This window comes from Bradyrhizobium sp. GW821-FHT12B03, assembly GCF_058807535.1.
In genome coordinates, this window is the sequence record NZ_JBXAQU010000004.1 from 132,126 (window position 1) to 144,095 (window position 11,970).

At 65.0% G+C, this 11,970-nt stretch carries 14 protein-coding genes; 5 read left to right on the forward strand and 9 right to left on the reverse strand.

Translation table 11 applies throughout. The features are described from left to right. Positions 1 to 106 precede the first annotated feature (106 nt). Genes AC1RUR_RS10180 through AC1RUR_RS10195 form a run of 4 tightly spaced genes read left to right on the forward strand, consistent with a single transcriptional unit; the run spans position 107 to position 2,255 of the window. Complete coding sequence (locus AC1RUR_RS10180; RefSeq protein ID WP_492843392.1) at positions 107 to 856, forward strand: F0F1 ATP synthase subunit A; 750 nt, start codon at positions 107 to 109, stop codon at positions 854 to 856. 53 nt (positions 857 to 909) lie between these two features. Further along, positions 910 to 1,140, forward strand: coding sequence for a F0F1 ATP synthase subunit C (locus AC1RUR_RS10185; protein ID WP_007599451.1), 231 nt, complete (start codon positions 910 to 912; stop codon positions 1,138 to 1,140). Positions 1,141 to 1,200: 60 nt separating this feature from the next. Next, positions 1,201 to 1,764 carry a F0F1 ATP synthase subunit B gene (locus AC1RUR_RS10190; protein WP_492843394.1) on the forward strand — a complete coding sequence of 188 codons (564 nt, stop codon included), beginning with the start codon at positions 1,201 to 1,203 and terminating at the stop codon, positions 1,762 to 1,764. A gap of 5 nt (positions 1,765 to 1,769) precedes the next feature. Then, the gene (locus AC1RUR_RS10195) at positions 1,770 to 2,255 is read left to right on the forward strand and encodes a F0F1 ATP synthase subunit B family protein (protein ID WP_492843396.1); all 486 of its coding nucleotides are present in this window, start codon (positions 1,770 to 1,772) and stop codon (positions 2,253 to 2,255) included. A 199-nt stretch (positions 2,256 to 2,454) separates the two neighbouring features. Here AC1RUR_RS10195 and AC1RUR_RS10200 read toward each other — a convergent pair whose 3' ends face one another. The 5 genes from AC1RUR_RS10200 to AC1RUR_RS10220 form a co-directional block, all read right to left on the reverse strand. Then, complete coding sequence (locus AC1RUR_RS10200; RefSeq protein WP_492843398.1) at positions 2,455 to 3,111, reverse strand: hypothetical protein; 657 nt, start codon at positions 3,109 to 3,111, stop codon at positions 2,455 to 2,457. A gap of 134 nt (positions 3,112 to 3,245) precedes the next feature. Then, positions 3,246 to 3,833, reverse strand: coding sequence for a GNAT family N-acetyltransferase (locus tag AC1RUR_RS10205; protein ID WP_492843400.1), 588 nt, complete (start codon positions 3,831 to 3,833; stop codon positions 3,246 to 3,248). Between the two features lie 39 nt (positions 3,834 to 3,872). After that, the gene (locus tag AC1RUR_RS10210; protein WP_492843402.1) at positions 3,873 to 5,162 is read right to left on the reverse strand and encodes a M16 family metallopeptidase; all 1,290 of its coding nucleotides are present in this window, start codon (positions 5,160 to 5,162) and stop codon (positions 3,873 to 3,875) included. Beyond that, complete coding sequence (gene thrC, locus AC1RUR_RS10215; RefSeq protein ID WP_492843404.1) at positions 5,159 to 6,577, reverse strand: threonine synthase; 1,419 nt, start codon at positions 6,575 to 6,577, stop codon at positions 5,159 to 5,161. The genes AC1RUR_RS10210 and thrC overlap by 4 nt, the downstream gene beginning before the upstream one ends. A 547-nt stretch (positions 6,578 to 7,124) precedes the next feature. Beyond that, positions 7,125 to 7,769 (reverse strand): response regulator transcription factor, encoded by a 645-nt coding sequence (locus AC1RUR_RS10220; RefSeq protein ID WP_008139927.1) that lies wholly within the window; start codon positions 7,767 to 7,769, stop codon positions 7,125 to 7,127. A gap of 86 nt (positions 7,770 to 7,855) precedes the next feature. Between AC1RUR_RS10220 and AC1RUR_RS10225 the strand changes: the two genes are divergently transcribed. Further along, positions 7,856 to 9,199 carry a histidine kinase gene (locus AC1RUR_RS10225; protein WP_492843407.1) on the forward strand — a complete coding sequence of 448 codons (1,344 nt, stop codon included), beginning with the start codon at positions 7,856 to 7,858 and terminating at the stop codon, positions 9,197 to 9,199. On the opposite strand, the gene AC1RUR_RS10230 is transcribed toward AC1RUR_RS10225, so the two are convergent. The 4 genes from AC1RUR_RS10230 to AC1RUR_RS10245 all read right to left on the reverse strand — a co-directional run bounded on the left by AC1RUR_RS10230 (position 9,196) and on the right by AC1RUR_RS10245 (position 11,925). Further along, a complete protein-coding gene (locus AC1RUR_RS10230) occupies positions 9,196 to 9,561 on the reverse strand; it encodes a nuclear transport factor 2 family protein (protein WP_492843409.1) in 366 nt (121 codons plus the stop codon). The genes AC1RUR_RS10225 and AC1RUR_RS10230 overlap by 4 nt on opposite strands. Before the next feature lie 116 nt (positions 9,562 to 9,677). Continuing rightward, positions 9,678 to 10,430, reverse strand: a complete 753-nt coding sequence (locus AC1RUR_RS10235; RefSeq protein ID WP_492843411.1) for an SURF1 family protein — start codon at positions 10,428 to 10,430, stop codon at positions 9,678 to 9,680. Beyond that, positions 10,427 to 10,828, reverse strand: coding sequence for a DUF983 domain-containing protein (locus tag AC1RUR_RS10240; protein ID WP_492843413.1), 402 nt, complete (start codon positions 10,826 to 10,828; stop codon positions 10,427 to 10,429). Before AC1RUR_RS10240 ends, AC1RUR_RS10235 begins: the two co-directional genes overlap by 4 nt. Positions 10,829 to 11,028: 200 nt before the next feature. Next, on the reverse strand, positions 11,029 to 11,925 hold the full coding sequence (locus AC1RUR_RS10245) for a cytochrome c oxidase subunit 3 (protein ID WP_492843415.1): 897 nt from the start codon (positions 11,923 to 11,925) through the stop codon (positions 11,029 to 11,031). Positions 11,926 to 11,970: the final 45 nt, after the last annotated feature.

Genomic DNA, 11,970 nt, shown 5'->3' on the forward strand with positions numbered 1-11,970 from the left:
TCCGCACAGGAGAGGAATGATCGTACCGGCCTCGCCGGTACGGGCCGGCCCGGCCGGCAGACCGAGACCCGCCGGCATCGCCCGGCAGACAAGAGATGCCGCGCTGATGAAAATCGATCCGATCCACCAGTTCAACATCGAGCCTCTCTTCACCCTGGGCCATATCGGCAATCAAACGATCGCCTTCACCAATTCGTCGCTCTACATGCTGGTGGCAGTGGCGGTCATCTCGCTTCTGATGCTCGCCAGCGGCACGCAGCTGGTTCCCGGGCGCCTCCAGTCGGTCGCCGAGATCTCCTATGAATTCGTAGCCAGCACCATCCGTTCGACGGCCGGCGCGGAAGGCATGAAGTTCTTCCCGCTGATCTTCTCGCTGTTCATGTTCATCTGCGTCTCGAACCTGATCGGCATCATCCCCTACACCTTCACGGTGTCGAGCCATCTGATCGTCACCGCGGCGCTCGCGCTGCTGGTTTTCTTCACGGTCCTGATCTACGGCGTTGCCAAGAACGGCCTGAAATTCTTCTCGATCTTCGTGCCCCACGGTGTCCCCGGCTACATCCTGCCGCTGGTGATGTTCATCGAGATCCTGTCGTTCTTCCTGCGGCCGGTCTCCCACAGCGTCCGTCTGTTCGCCAACATGCTGGCCGGCCACATCGCGCTGAAGGTGTTCGCGGGCTTCGTCGCCATGCTCGGCTTCTCGCTCGGCGCGCTGGGCTGGGTCGGCGGCGTGCTGCCGCTGGCGCTCACGGTCGCGCTGTACGCTCTCGAGATTCTGGTCGCGTTCCTCCAGGCCTACGTGTTCGCGATCCTGACCTGCATCTACCTCAACGACGCCATTCATCCGGGACACTGAGCGGTCCGGGGAATTTCCACCCAAAACCCAATCTTTCTTCCAAGGAGTCTAAAATGGATCCGGCAGCAGCAAAACTTATCGGCGCGGGCATCGCGTGCATCGGCATGGGCGGCGCGGGCGTCGGCGTGGGCGTGATCTTCGGCAACTACCTCGCCGCAGCCGTTCGCAACCCCTCGGCCGCTCAGGGCCAGTTCGGCAACCTGATCTTCGGCTTCGCCGTGACCGAAGCGCTCGGCATTTTCTCGCTGCTGATCGCGCTGCTGCTGCTGTTCGTTCCGCTCTGAGGACGATGTTTCGCGCCGCTTCGACCGAAGCGGCGCGCATGACGGCAACAGGAGTAATCCATGGCTGAAAGTCATGGCGGGGCGAAAAGTCCGGCGGCGGGCGCCCACACCGGGGCCGAAGGCGGTCACGGTGGCGGCTTTCCGCCGTTCGAGAGCAGCACCTATGCTTCACAGCTGGTGTGGCTCGCGATTTTCTTCGTCGCGCTTTACGTGATCGTGTCCAAGCTCGCTTTGCCGCGCGTCGGCGGTGCGATCGAGGCCCGTCAGAACAAGATCGAAGGCGATCTCGCCGAAGCGCAGAAGCTGAAGGACCAGTCCGAGGCGGCGCTGAAGGCCTATGAAACCGAGCTCGCTTCGGCGCGCGCGCGGGCACAGGCGATCGGCAACGAATCCCGCGACAAGGCGAATGCGCAGGCTGAAGCCGAGCGCAAGGCGCTGGAAGAGCAACTGGCAGCCAAGCTCGCCGAGGCGGAAAAGACCATCGCCTCGACGCGTGCGACCGCCATGAGCAACGTCCGCGGCATCGCGGCCGATGCGGCAGGCCAGATCGTGCAGCAGCTCACCGGCGTCGTTCCGGATGCGGCGTCGGTCAACGCCGCCGTTGATGCGTCCTTGAAGGGTTAGTGGATATGTTCTTCGATCCTGAAACCTGGGTCGCCATCGCCTTCGTGATCCTGATGGTCGTGTTCGGCTATCTCGGGGTCTTCAAGAAGGCGATGACGGCACTCGACCATCGCGCCGACCGCATCAAGGCCGAGCTCGACGACGCGACGCGCCTCAAGCAGGAAGCCGCCAAGGTGCTCGCCGACTACAAGGCGCGCACCGCCTCGGCCGAGCGCGAGGCCGCCGACATCATCGCCAACGCCAGGGGCGAGGCCGAGCGCATCGCGACCGACGCCAAGGCAAAGGTGGAAGACTTCGTCGCCCGCCGCACCAAGACCGCGGAGAGCAAGATCGCGCTTGCCGAAGCTCAGGCGCTGGCCGATGTCCGCGCCGCAGCCGCGGAAGCCGCCGTCCAGGCCGCTTCCACGATCCTGTCGCAGTCGGTCAAGGGCCCGGTCGCCGACGACCTGCTCGCCAAGAGCATCAGCGAGGTTCGGCAGAAGCTGAACTGAGGGGTTTGGCCTCATTCAATCAAAAAGCCGGCGCGATGAGCGCCGGCTTTTTTGTTTCGATGGATGTCATCGCCCGCGAAGGCGGGCGATCCAGTATTCCAGAGACGCCAATCGCATACGGAGAAGCTGCGGCGTACTGGATTGCCCGTCTTCGCGGGCAATGACAGCTGAAATTGCGGCGCCAGCTGAGATCGAGACCCTACTTCTTCTTCCCCTTTGCCTTCGGCTCGGGCGACAGCGCCTGCGGGTCGAAGCCGACATAGAAGATGTAGGAATCGGCGGTCGCGGCCGAAGGCACCGGATAGGACAGATCCTCGGCGACGAAGGTGAAGGGCACGCTGCCACCTTCCGACATCCCGACCGTGGTCCGGTAGGCCTTCGAGGCGATCACCTTTTCGCCGACGCCGCCCTGCACCACGGCGACGCGCAAGGGCACTTCGACCGTCGCAGGCGCGCCGGCGGGACCGGCGATGACGCGGCCCTGAACGCCGATCCGGGCCGTGATGTCGCCGCCATTGCGGATACATTCACGCGCCATCTTGGTGATGGTGGCCTGGAAGCGAACCTCGTTGCCGACGGCCGGCTTGCCGGTGGCTCCGACCGCATAGGTCGAGGCTCCGGCGCGCACCGTGACCTGCGGACAATCGACATCGTCGTCGGCCGCAGGCTGGCCTGGCGCGGGCGCCGGCTTGGGCTGGGCCGGCTCGTCGGACTTGCCACCGAACAGGCTCTTGAAGCGGTCGCTCAACGACTGGGCCGCCACCGGCGAGACGGATGCGAACGCAACCGACAACGCCAGCGCGACCGCTGCCCCCCGCCGCATCGCATTCCGCGATGACCGAAGCTCGTGCACCATCAACGCCCATACTCCATCACAACAATCCGGCCGATCGCCCGCCTTCCCCGCCGCGTTATATCGCCAAAATCGGCGAACCCAAGGCAGCAAAAAAGGCACGACGCCAGAGACTTTGGCCGTATGAACCGATCGGCTCAGCCGCGGAAATCCTCGTGCAGCAGGCCGAACAGCAGATGGTCCTGCCAGACCCCGTTGATGCAGAGATAGCGGCGCGCCAGGCCCTCGCGGGAGAAGCCGCACTTCTCGAGCACCCGGATCGACGGCGCATTGGTCGGGATGCAGGCGGCCTCGACCCGGTGCAGGTTGAGCTCGCCGAACAACGTCGGCAGCAGCACCCGCAGCGCGGCGGTCATGTAGCCGCGATGAGCATGGGGCTGGCCGACCCAATAGCCGATGGTGCCGGCCTGGACGATGCCGCGCCGGACATTGGCGAGCGTGATGCCGCCGACCATGGCACCGTCGAGCTCACGGAAGATCAAGAAGGGGTAGGAGCGGTCCGCGGCGATATCCTCGGAATAGCGGCGCAGCCGGCGGCGAAAGCCGGAGCGCGTCAGATCGTCCGACGGCCAGATCGGCTCCCAGGGCGTGAGGTAGTCGCGGCTGGACTCGCGCAAATGTGCCCATTGCAGGAAGTCCGACATCTGCGGTGCGCGCAACACGAGCCCGTTGCCGCGCGGCGCGAGGGCGGCGGGTCCACTGGATGGCAGGCGAAAGAGGGCCATGGTGATGCTTCCCGGGGCGGGTCAGCCCGCGCGCGGCTCCTAATGCAGCCGCGCCTTGGCACGTGCCCGGGTCAATCCTTCCGCAAAAGACACCGCCGTGTCCAGACCCCTGCCACTGCCTAATGCGACAACCGCAGGGCGGCTGCGCGAAAGCAGTGCACGCGCCGCGTCCCGGGTCGATTCGACGCTGACGGCGTCGATCCGGGCCACCAGCTCCTCCACCGTCTGCGGCCGGCCATAGGCCAGCACATGGCGGGCAAGCTGCTCGGCACGGGAGGAGCAGCTTTCCAGCGCCATCAGGAGGCCCGCCTTCATCTGCGCCTTGGCCCGTGCAATCTCGCCCTCGGTCAGGGTCTCCACCGAATCATTCATGATGTCGACCACGACCTCCATCATCTCCGGCGCGTCGGCCGGATCGGTGCCGGTGTAGAGGCCGAAAAAGCCGGTGTCGGTGTAGGGCGCGTGGAAGCTGTAGATCGAGTAGCAGAGGCCGCGCTTCTCCCGCACCTCCTGGAACAGCCGCGACGACATTCCGCCGCCGAGGATGTTGGTGAAGACCTGGAGCGAGAACAGCGACAAATCGTTCTGCGGCACGCCTTCCAGCGCCAGCGTCAGATGTGCCTGCTCGAGCTCGCGATGCACGACCTTGGCGCCGCCCTTGCCGAACATGGCGGCCTGCGGCTTCGGGCCCGGCGTGCCCTCAAAACTCGCAAAGCGCTTCTCGGCCTCGGCGACCACTTGGCTGTGATCGACCGCGCCGGCGGCGGCCACCACCATGTCGGGCCCGCGATAATGGGTCGACAGATAGCCGCGCAGCATGTCGCGGTTGAAGGCGCGCAGCGTCTTGGCGGTGCCGAGCAGCGAGCGGCCCATCGGCTGGTCGGGATAGCAGAGCTCGTTGAGATGCTCGAACACGACGTCGTCGGGCGTGTCCTGCGCAGCCCCGATCTCCTGCACGATGACGTTCTTCTCGCGCTCCAGCTCGTCGGGCTCGAAGGCGGGATTGGCGAGGATGTCGGCGAGCACGTCGAGCGCCAGCGGCACGTCGGCCTTCAGCACCCGCGCATAATAGGACGTGGTCTCGGTCGAGGTGCCGGCATTGAGATCGCCGCCGACCGCCTCGATCTCCTCGACGATCTCGCGCGAGGAGCGCTTCGTGGTGCCCTTGAACGCCATGTGTTCCAGGAGATGCGAGATGCCGTGCTCGTTGGGCTTCTCGTCGCGCCCGCCGACGCCGGCCCAGACGCCGAGCGCCGCCGTCTCGAGATGAGGCATCTTGTCGGTGACGACGGTGAGGCCGGACGCAAGCTTGGAAATCTCGACGCTCATCCGGCAACTCCCTGTTTTGCGGCGCGGCTGACCGACAGCACGAACCGCTCGACCTCGCCCTGATCGTTCTTCATCACCTTGATGTGTTCGGATTTGGTCATGAGACCGTCGAGCCAGGCCGGCAATTGCGGCCGCTGGCCGCAGGCCGCCTCGACCGCGTCGGGGAATTTGGCCGGATGGGCGGTGGACAGCACGATGCTGGGCACCGTGGTGTCGGTGGTGTCGCGGTCGGCGACCGCGAGCGCCACCGCGGTATGGGGATCGACCAGTTCGCCCGCCTCGCGCCAGGCGGCGCGGATCGCAGCTGCAGTTTCGGTCTCGTCGGCGCGCCCCGCGTCGAACTCCTCGCGGATCGCAGCCAGCGTCGCATCGGGGAGCACGAAGCGTCCGGACTGCTTCAGCGACTCCATGAGACGGCGCACCCCGGCCGCATCGCGCCGACCGGCTTCGAACAGCAGACGCTCGAAGTTCGAGGAGATCTGGATGTCCATCGACGGCGACGCCGTGGCATGCACCTCGCGCACCTCGTAGATTCCGGTCTTCAGCGTGCGGGCCAGGATGTCGTTGACGTTGGCGGCGATGCGCAGGGTCCGCACCGGCAGCCCCATGCGCTTGGCGACATAGCCGGCAAAGATGTCGCCGAAATTGCCGGTCGGCACGACGAAGTCCACCGCGCGCGCCGGCGCACCGGCGGCGACGGCGGAGGTGAAGTAATAGACCACCTGGGCAACGATGCGCGCCCAGTTGATGGAATTGACGCCGGACAGCGAGGTCGCATCACGGAAGCGATGGTTGTTGAACATCCCCTTCACGAGCGCCTGGCAGTCGTCGAAATTGCCCTCGATGGCGAGCGCATGCACGTTGGCCGCGCCCGTCGTCGTCATCATCCGCCGCTGCACCTCGGAGATGCGACCGTGCGGGAACAGCACGATGAGATCGACATTCTCGAGGCCAGCAAATGCGTCAACAGCGGCCCCCCCGGTGTCGCCTGACGTCGCGACCACGATGGTGGTGCGCTGGCCGTGCTTGGCCAGCACATGGTCCATCAGCCGCGAGATCAGCTGCATCGCCACGTCCTTGAAGGCGAGCGTCGGACCGTGGAACAGCTCCAGCACGAACTGATGCGGCGACATCTGGCGCAGCGGCACCACCGCCGGATGGCGGAAGGTGGCGTAGGCCTCGTTCGCCATGCGGCCGAGTTCGGCATCCGAAATCTCGCCCCCGGCGAAGGGACGGATCACCTCGACCGCAACCTCCCAATAGGGTCGGCCGAAGAAGCCGCTGATCGCCTCGGACGAAAGCTGCGGCCACGTCACCGGTACATACAGGCCGCCATCGCGGGCAAGCCCGGTCAGCATCACGTCGCAGAAGCCGAGTTCGGGGGCCTCGCCCCGGGTCGAGATATAACGAGTCAAACTGCCCTCCAAAGGCCGGCCGAGCCTGAGCTCGATCCCTAAGCCTTTGATTTCACGATGTTCCTGGTTAACAGCCAGAGGCTTGCGCCACCATAAAGTGTTTTGCGGCATCGGGAAACCGCTTCCCGCCTGGGCCTTTCCCACGAAAAAGGGCTGCGGCGATGCCGCAGCCCTCTCTCTTGGAAGGTCTGTCGTTGATATGTGCAGACCGGTTTGGCTTGTCCGGGACGCCCGCCCGCTAAAACTGTTGGCGCAAGCTTTCGTCGCCTGTCACGAGATCGTCAAGGGCCAAAACCGCGCGCGACGACAAATGTTCCTGTTTTTCCCGATGCGCACGAACGTCACCCGACGTCTGTAAGCAAGTCAGAAGGCCTCCTTTGCCGTTTCTTCCCGAATCCCTCATCGCAGCAGGAACGAACCCAGCTTCAGCCCATTGTGTCGGCGGATGGCGTTCGCCCTCGGTCACGCATTGCCCGGCCGGTGGTGGCGCCGATCTGCCGACCGAACCGCTGCATCCTGGAGCAGCCGGTTCGGTCGCTGGCGGACGTCAGTTCATGCCGATTTCCACCGCGATCCGGATCAGGTCGGAATGGTTCTTGGCCCCCAACTTCTGCTTGAGCAGAGACGTTGTGTTGGCGACGGTCTTGTAGGAGATGCCGAGCGCCTCGGCGACCTCGACGATCTTGTCGCCGCGGCCGAGCAGGCGGAGAATCTCGAGCTCCCGCGGCGTCATCTGCGAGGCCGGATTGGCCTTGATCGCGGCGCCGGAAAACGTCACGGCCTCCGCCAGCTGCGGCGAGATGAAATTGTCGCCCGCGACCACCTTGCGCACCGCCTTGAGCAATATCCTGGGATCGTCGCCCTTGGAGACATAGCCTTGCGCCCCCAGCTCGACCGCCCGCACCACGAAGGCCGGATCGTCGTTCATGCTGAACATGATGATCTTGGCATCAGGATCGTCCTTGCGGATCCGGCGCATCAGCTCGAAGCCGGAAACGTCGGGCAGGCTGATGTCGATCACGGTGACGTCGGGCCGCTTGCTGATATAGGCGCGATGCCCGGATTTGGCGTCCGTCGCCTCGTCGATGCGGATCGAATGGTCGGATGCGAAAAGGGTGCGGCAACCGGACAGCACTACGGGATGGTCGTCGACGATCAGAACCCTGGTCGCCGGCTTGGCGGTATCTTGCATCGCGCGCTCTCTTGTTTTTCGACTCATAGACCGGCGGGAACAAATGGAAAGAGAGAAATCCGCCGGGACGCGTTAGAATTGACCTAATGTGGCAACGGCTCTCCTTCCGGACGCAACTGTTTCTTCCGCTCGGCGTGAGCTTCCTCGCCGCGCTGATCATGGGCGGCGTGCTGCTCCAGGCCTTCGCGGCGGGCCAACTGGCCGACGAGAACGAGCCGGGGCAGCGCTCGACCCGGGCGGTCGCCGCCGCGCTCAACAACACCCTGCGCGCCTCGGACAATCCGCGGCAGACGCTCGATGCCTTTGTCCATTCTTTGGACACCTCCTCCGATATCCAATTCCGCGGTGTGGATGCAGGTCCCGCATCCCCCCCGATGGACGGCCTGCGCAAGCAGCCGCATGGCGTGCCGCAATGGTTCATCGATCTGCTCACCATTCCGGACATGGATGCGGCATCTCCCGTGACGATCGACGGCAAGCGTGTCGGCGATCTCGTCTTCCTGCCGGACCAGTCGGCCGACCTGTTCGAGAAATGGATCGGTTTCCTCGCACTGATCGGCTTGGTCGTCGTGCTGATGGCGATCACCGGCACCATTGCCTATGCCTTTGCGGGATCGGCCCTGCGCCCGCTGCTCTATCTAGGTGAAGGGCTGACGCGAATGCGGCGTGGCGATTACACCGTGCCGATCCCGATCGAAGGACCGCCGGAAATCCGGCAAAGCTGCGAGGAGGCCAATGCTCTGGCTGCAACGCTCGCGCAGTTGAGCCAGGACAATCGCGACCTGTTGCACCGTCTGGTCTCGCTCCAGGACGACGAGCGGCGCGACCTCGCCCGCGAATTGCACGACGAACTCGGGCCGCTGCTGTTCAGCATCCGTGCCGGCACGATCTCGCTGATCGAGGCTTCGCCGCCGGCGGGAAATCTCGGCGATTCGGCGCAGCAGGTGCTGCAATCGGTCGAAGCGCTCCAGCAGACCAACCGCCGCATCCTCGACCGGCTGCGGCCGCTCTATATCGAGGAATTGGGCCTTGCGACCAGCGTACAGACGCTGCTCCGGAACTTTCGCAAGCAGGCCCCGCAGATCGGCCTGACGGCCACGGTCGATCCCGGTCTCGACGGAATCGGCGGGCCGCTGGCCCAGACCGTCTATCGCGTCATCCAGGAGGCGCTGACCAACGTGCTGCGCCATGCCGCCGCACGCCATGCCCATGTGCAGGCGGCCATTTCAGGCGACGCGCTCGCCATCGAGATATCCGACGACGGTGGCGGATTTCCCGAAGGCAACGTCTTCGGCCGGGGCCTGACCGGCATGCATGAGCGCGTGCGCGCGCTCAGCGGATCGCTGTCATTGCTGCGTGCGGATCAACGAACCTATGTGCGCTGCCGTCTGCCCGTGGAGACGACGCGGGACGGGCCGGCGCAAAGCTAGCACGCGCAGCCGTGATGCGCTTTCTGTCGCGCCGGCTCGCAAAGCGTGGTGAAGATCTTGCCTTCCGGGTTGAAGCGAAAGGACGCACGGATGCGCAGCGCGCCCGCGACGGAATATTCGAGATCGACACCGTGCGGCACGGGATTGATCTCTTCCAGACCGAAGCCGGCCGACGAGAATGCGCTGAGCCGCGGGCCCCAGTAGGCTTCGAGCTCGCCTCGGCCACGATAGCGATGCGAGCCGTTGCACGAGCATTCGACCTCGGCGTCGTCCGCATAGAGGTCGAGCAGCGCCGCGAGGTCGCCCTTCCGGCAGGCATCCACCCAATCGACGACAATTCCCATCTGATCGAAATCGCTCACGACGCAATCCTGTTTGCCGCGAAAATTTGCATGCGGCTTAGGACCACACTCGTGAATGTGCGCTGAATGGTAAACCCCGGACGATACCGGGTTCCTTCCGGAAACCTACGGAACATTCAACCCGGGCGGCGTCCTCTCACCCAGACGCCGAAGGCGATCAGCACCGCGCCCGCGAGCGAAAACCAGGTGATGGCATATTGCAGGTGATCGTCTTTCAGATGCACGTCGAGCGGACCTGGACGCGGGATGCCGTTCTCGGGTGCCGGCTGTTCCAGATCGACGTAGAACGGCGCAACTGCGCCCCAGCCGAGCGCGCTTGCGATCGCCAGATGATCGCGCACGAACCAGAGCCGCTTGTCGCGGTTCTCCGCCGGTGTCAGCCAGCCCGGCGCCTCGGGAAAACGCAGATAGCCGGTGAGCGCGACGGGCTGCCCGGTCACCAGCTTCTTCACCGCACGATCCTCGACGCTGCGATCCTGCATCGTGTTCTCGACGAAACCGGCATCGATCACGACCATCTCGCCGCTCGGGAGCCGCGCCGGCAGGAAGGCCCAGGTGCCGGGACCGGAGGCGTCCTTGCGCACGGCCGAGCCGGACGAATAGACCATCGCGTCGGGTGAGGCTGCGTAGGTCGCAGTGAAGCTGACACGGCGGAATTCGTCGCGCGCGGGGTTGAGCGCAGCCCATTGTGCGGGCGGCGGCAGCGCGACGGGCGCCGCCGCCAGACGCTCGGTGAGTGCCGCGATCAGTTCGTGCTTGGCGGTCCGACGCTGCAATTGCCAGACGCCGAGTGCAACGCACACAGCCGTCAGGAGGAGCGTGAACAGCGCGAAGCCGGCCACGCGAGGCTTGCGCGCAGTCTCGTTCATTTCGCGCGGTCGACCAGCCGGCCCGGCGCTGCCTTGTGGTGGAATTGCAGCGCGATCAGCAGCGACTTCATGGAGCGCAGCGGCAACAGCGTGGTGGCGAGGATCAGCGGCAACCACAGCACCGCGTGCAGCCAGTATGGCGGCTGATACTTGACCTCGACGACGAGCGCGCAGCCGACCACGATCGCGCCGGCCAGCATGATGATGAAGATCGCCGGGCCGTCCCCCGTGTCGATGAAAGCGTAGTCGAGGCCACAGCGGTCGCAGCCAGGTGCGAGCGTCAGGAAGCCCGCATAGAGCTTGCCCTGGCCGCAGCGCGGACATCTGCACGCAAGCCCGCGCATCGCGCTTTGCAGGACGGTGGTTTCGGGCTCGGATGGACCGGCGGTGTCGTTCATGATGGCGGACTCTAGAGCATTATCGGTTCTGATTGAATCAGAACCGAAGCACCAGATTCTTGTTTTGACGCGTTTTCTTCCCGCGAACCGGTATCCGCTTCGCTCGAAAACGCTTTAGCACGGTTTCCGCCAGAGCTTCCGGCGGCCGAAAAACGAAAGGGCGGCCCTGCGGCCGCCCTTTCTGGTCGATCCAAAGCTGCTCAGTGCGCGCCGTGGGCCATGGTTTCGGCGCCGTGTCCCCAGACATAGATGCAGAGGAACAGGAACAGCCAGACCACGTCGACGAAGTGCCAGTACCAGGCGGCGAACTCGAAGCCGAGATGCTGTTTCGGCGTGAAGTGGCCGGCATAGGCGCGCAACAGGCAGACCAGCAGGAAGATGGTGCCGACCAGCACGTGGAAGCCGTGGAAACCGGTCGCCATGAAGAAGGTGGCGCCATAGACGTTGCCGGCGAACGAGAACGCCGCGTGACCGTACTCATAGGCCTGCACGCAGGTAAAGAGCGCACCGAGCACGACGGTGAGGATCAGGCCGTATTTCAGGCCCTGGCGATCATTCTCGAGCAGCGCATGGTGCGCCCAGGTCACCGTGGTGCCCGAGGTGAGCAGGATCAGCGTGTTCAGGAGCGGCAGGTGCCAGGGATCGAAGGTCTCGATGCCCTTCGGCGGCCACGTGCCCGGGACCGCGCAGGCGCCGGCCTGGGTGCCGAGGCCGCAGCCGAACACCGCGTCGCGGGTGGCGTGAACGGCATCGGCCGGGAACAGCGCCGCGTTGAAATAGGCCCAGAACCAGGCCACGAAGAACATCACCTCGGAGGCGATGAACAGGATCATGCCGTAGCGGTGATGGATCTGCACGACGCGGGTGTGGTCGCCCTTGTACTGGGCTTCCTTGATCACGTCGCCCCACCAGCTCGCCATGGTGTAGAGCACGCCGACGGTGCCGACACCGAAGATGATCGGGGCGGCCGAGAACATGTGATGCATCCAGGTGATCGCGCCGACCGCCATGATGAAGGCCGAGATGGAGCCGACCACCGGCCACGGAGAGGGATCGACCAAATGGTAGTCGTGATGCTTGCCTTGCGCCGTAGCCATTTCCGTCTCTCTCCTCAATCCCGTGCCTATCAGGCACTTATCCCC

Coding starts and splice junctions, on each gene's coding strand:
- AC1RUR_RS10180 (WP_492843392.1), top strand. CDS start 107: ATGAAAATCGATCCGATCCACCAGTTCAACATCGAGCCTCTCTTCACC.
- AC1RUR_RS10185 (WP_007599451.1), top strand. CDS start 910: ATGGATCCGGCAGCAGCAAAACTTATCGGCGCGGGCATCGCGTGCATC.
- AC1RUR_RS10190 (WP_492843394.1), top strand. CDS start 1,201: ATGGCTGAAAGTCATGGCGGGGCGAAAAGTCCGGCGGCGGGCGCCCAC.
- AC1RUR_RS10195 (WP_492843396.1), top strand. CDS start 1,770: ATGTTCTTCGATCCTGAAACCTGGGTCGCCATCGCCTTCGTGATCCTG.
- AC1RUR_RS10200 (WP_492843398.1), bottom strand. CDS start 3,111: ATGGTGCACGAGCTTCGGTCATCGCGGAATGCGATGCGGCGGGGGGCA.
- AC1RUR_RS10205 (WP_492843400.1), bottom strand. CDS start 3,833: ATGGCCCTCTTTCGCCTGCCATCCAGTGGACCCGCCGCCCTCGCGCCG.
- AC1RUR_RS10210 (WP_492843402.1), bottom strand. CDS start 5,162: ATGAGCGTCGAGATTTCCAAGCTTGCGTCCGGCCTCACCGTCGTCACC.
- AC1RUR_RS10220 (WP_008139927.1), bottom strand. CDS start 7,769: ATGCAAGATACCGCCAAGCCGGCGACCAGGGTTCTGATCGTCGACGAC.
- AC1RUR_RS10225 (WP_492843407.1), top strand. CDS start 7,856: ATGTGGCAACGGCTCTCCTTCCGGACGCAACTGTTTCTTCCGCTCGGC.
- AC1RUR_RS10235 (WP_492843411.1), bottom strand. CDS start 10,430: ATGAACGAGACTGCGCGCAAGCCTCGCGTGGCCGGCTTCGCGCTGTTC.
- AC1RUR_RS10240 (WP_492843413.1), bottom strand. CDS start 10,828: ATGAACGACACCGCCGGTCCATCCGAGCCCGAAACCACCGTCCTGCAA.
- AC1RUR_RS10245 (WP_492843415.1), bottom strand. CDS start 11,925: ATGGCTACGGCGCAAGGCAAGCATCACGACTACCATTTGGTCGATCCC.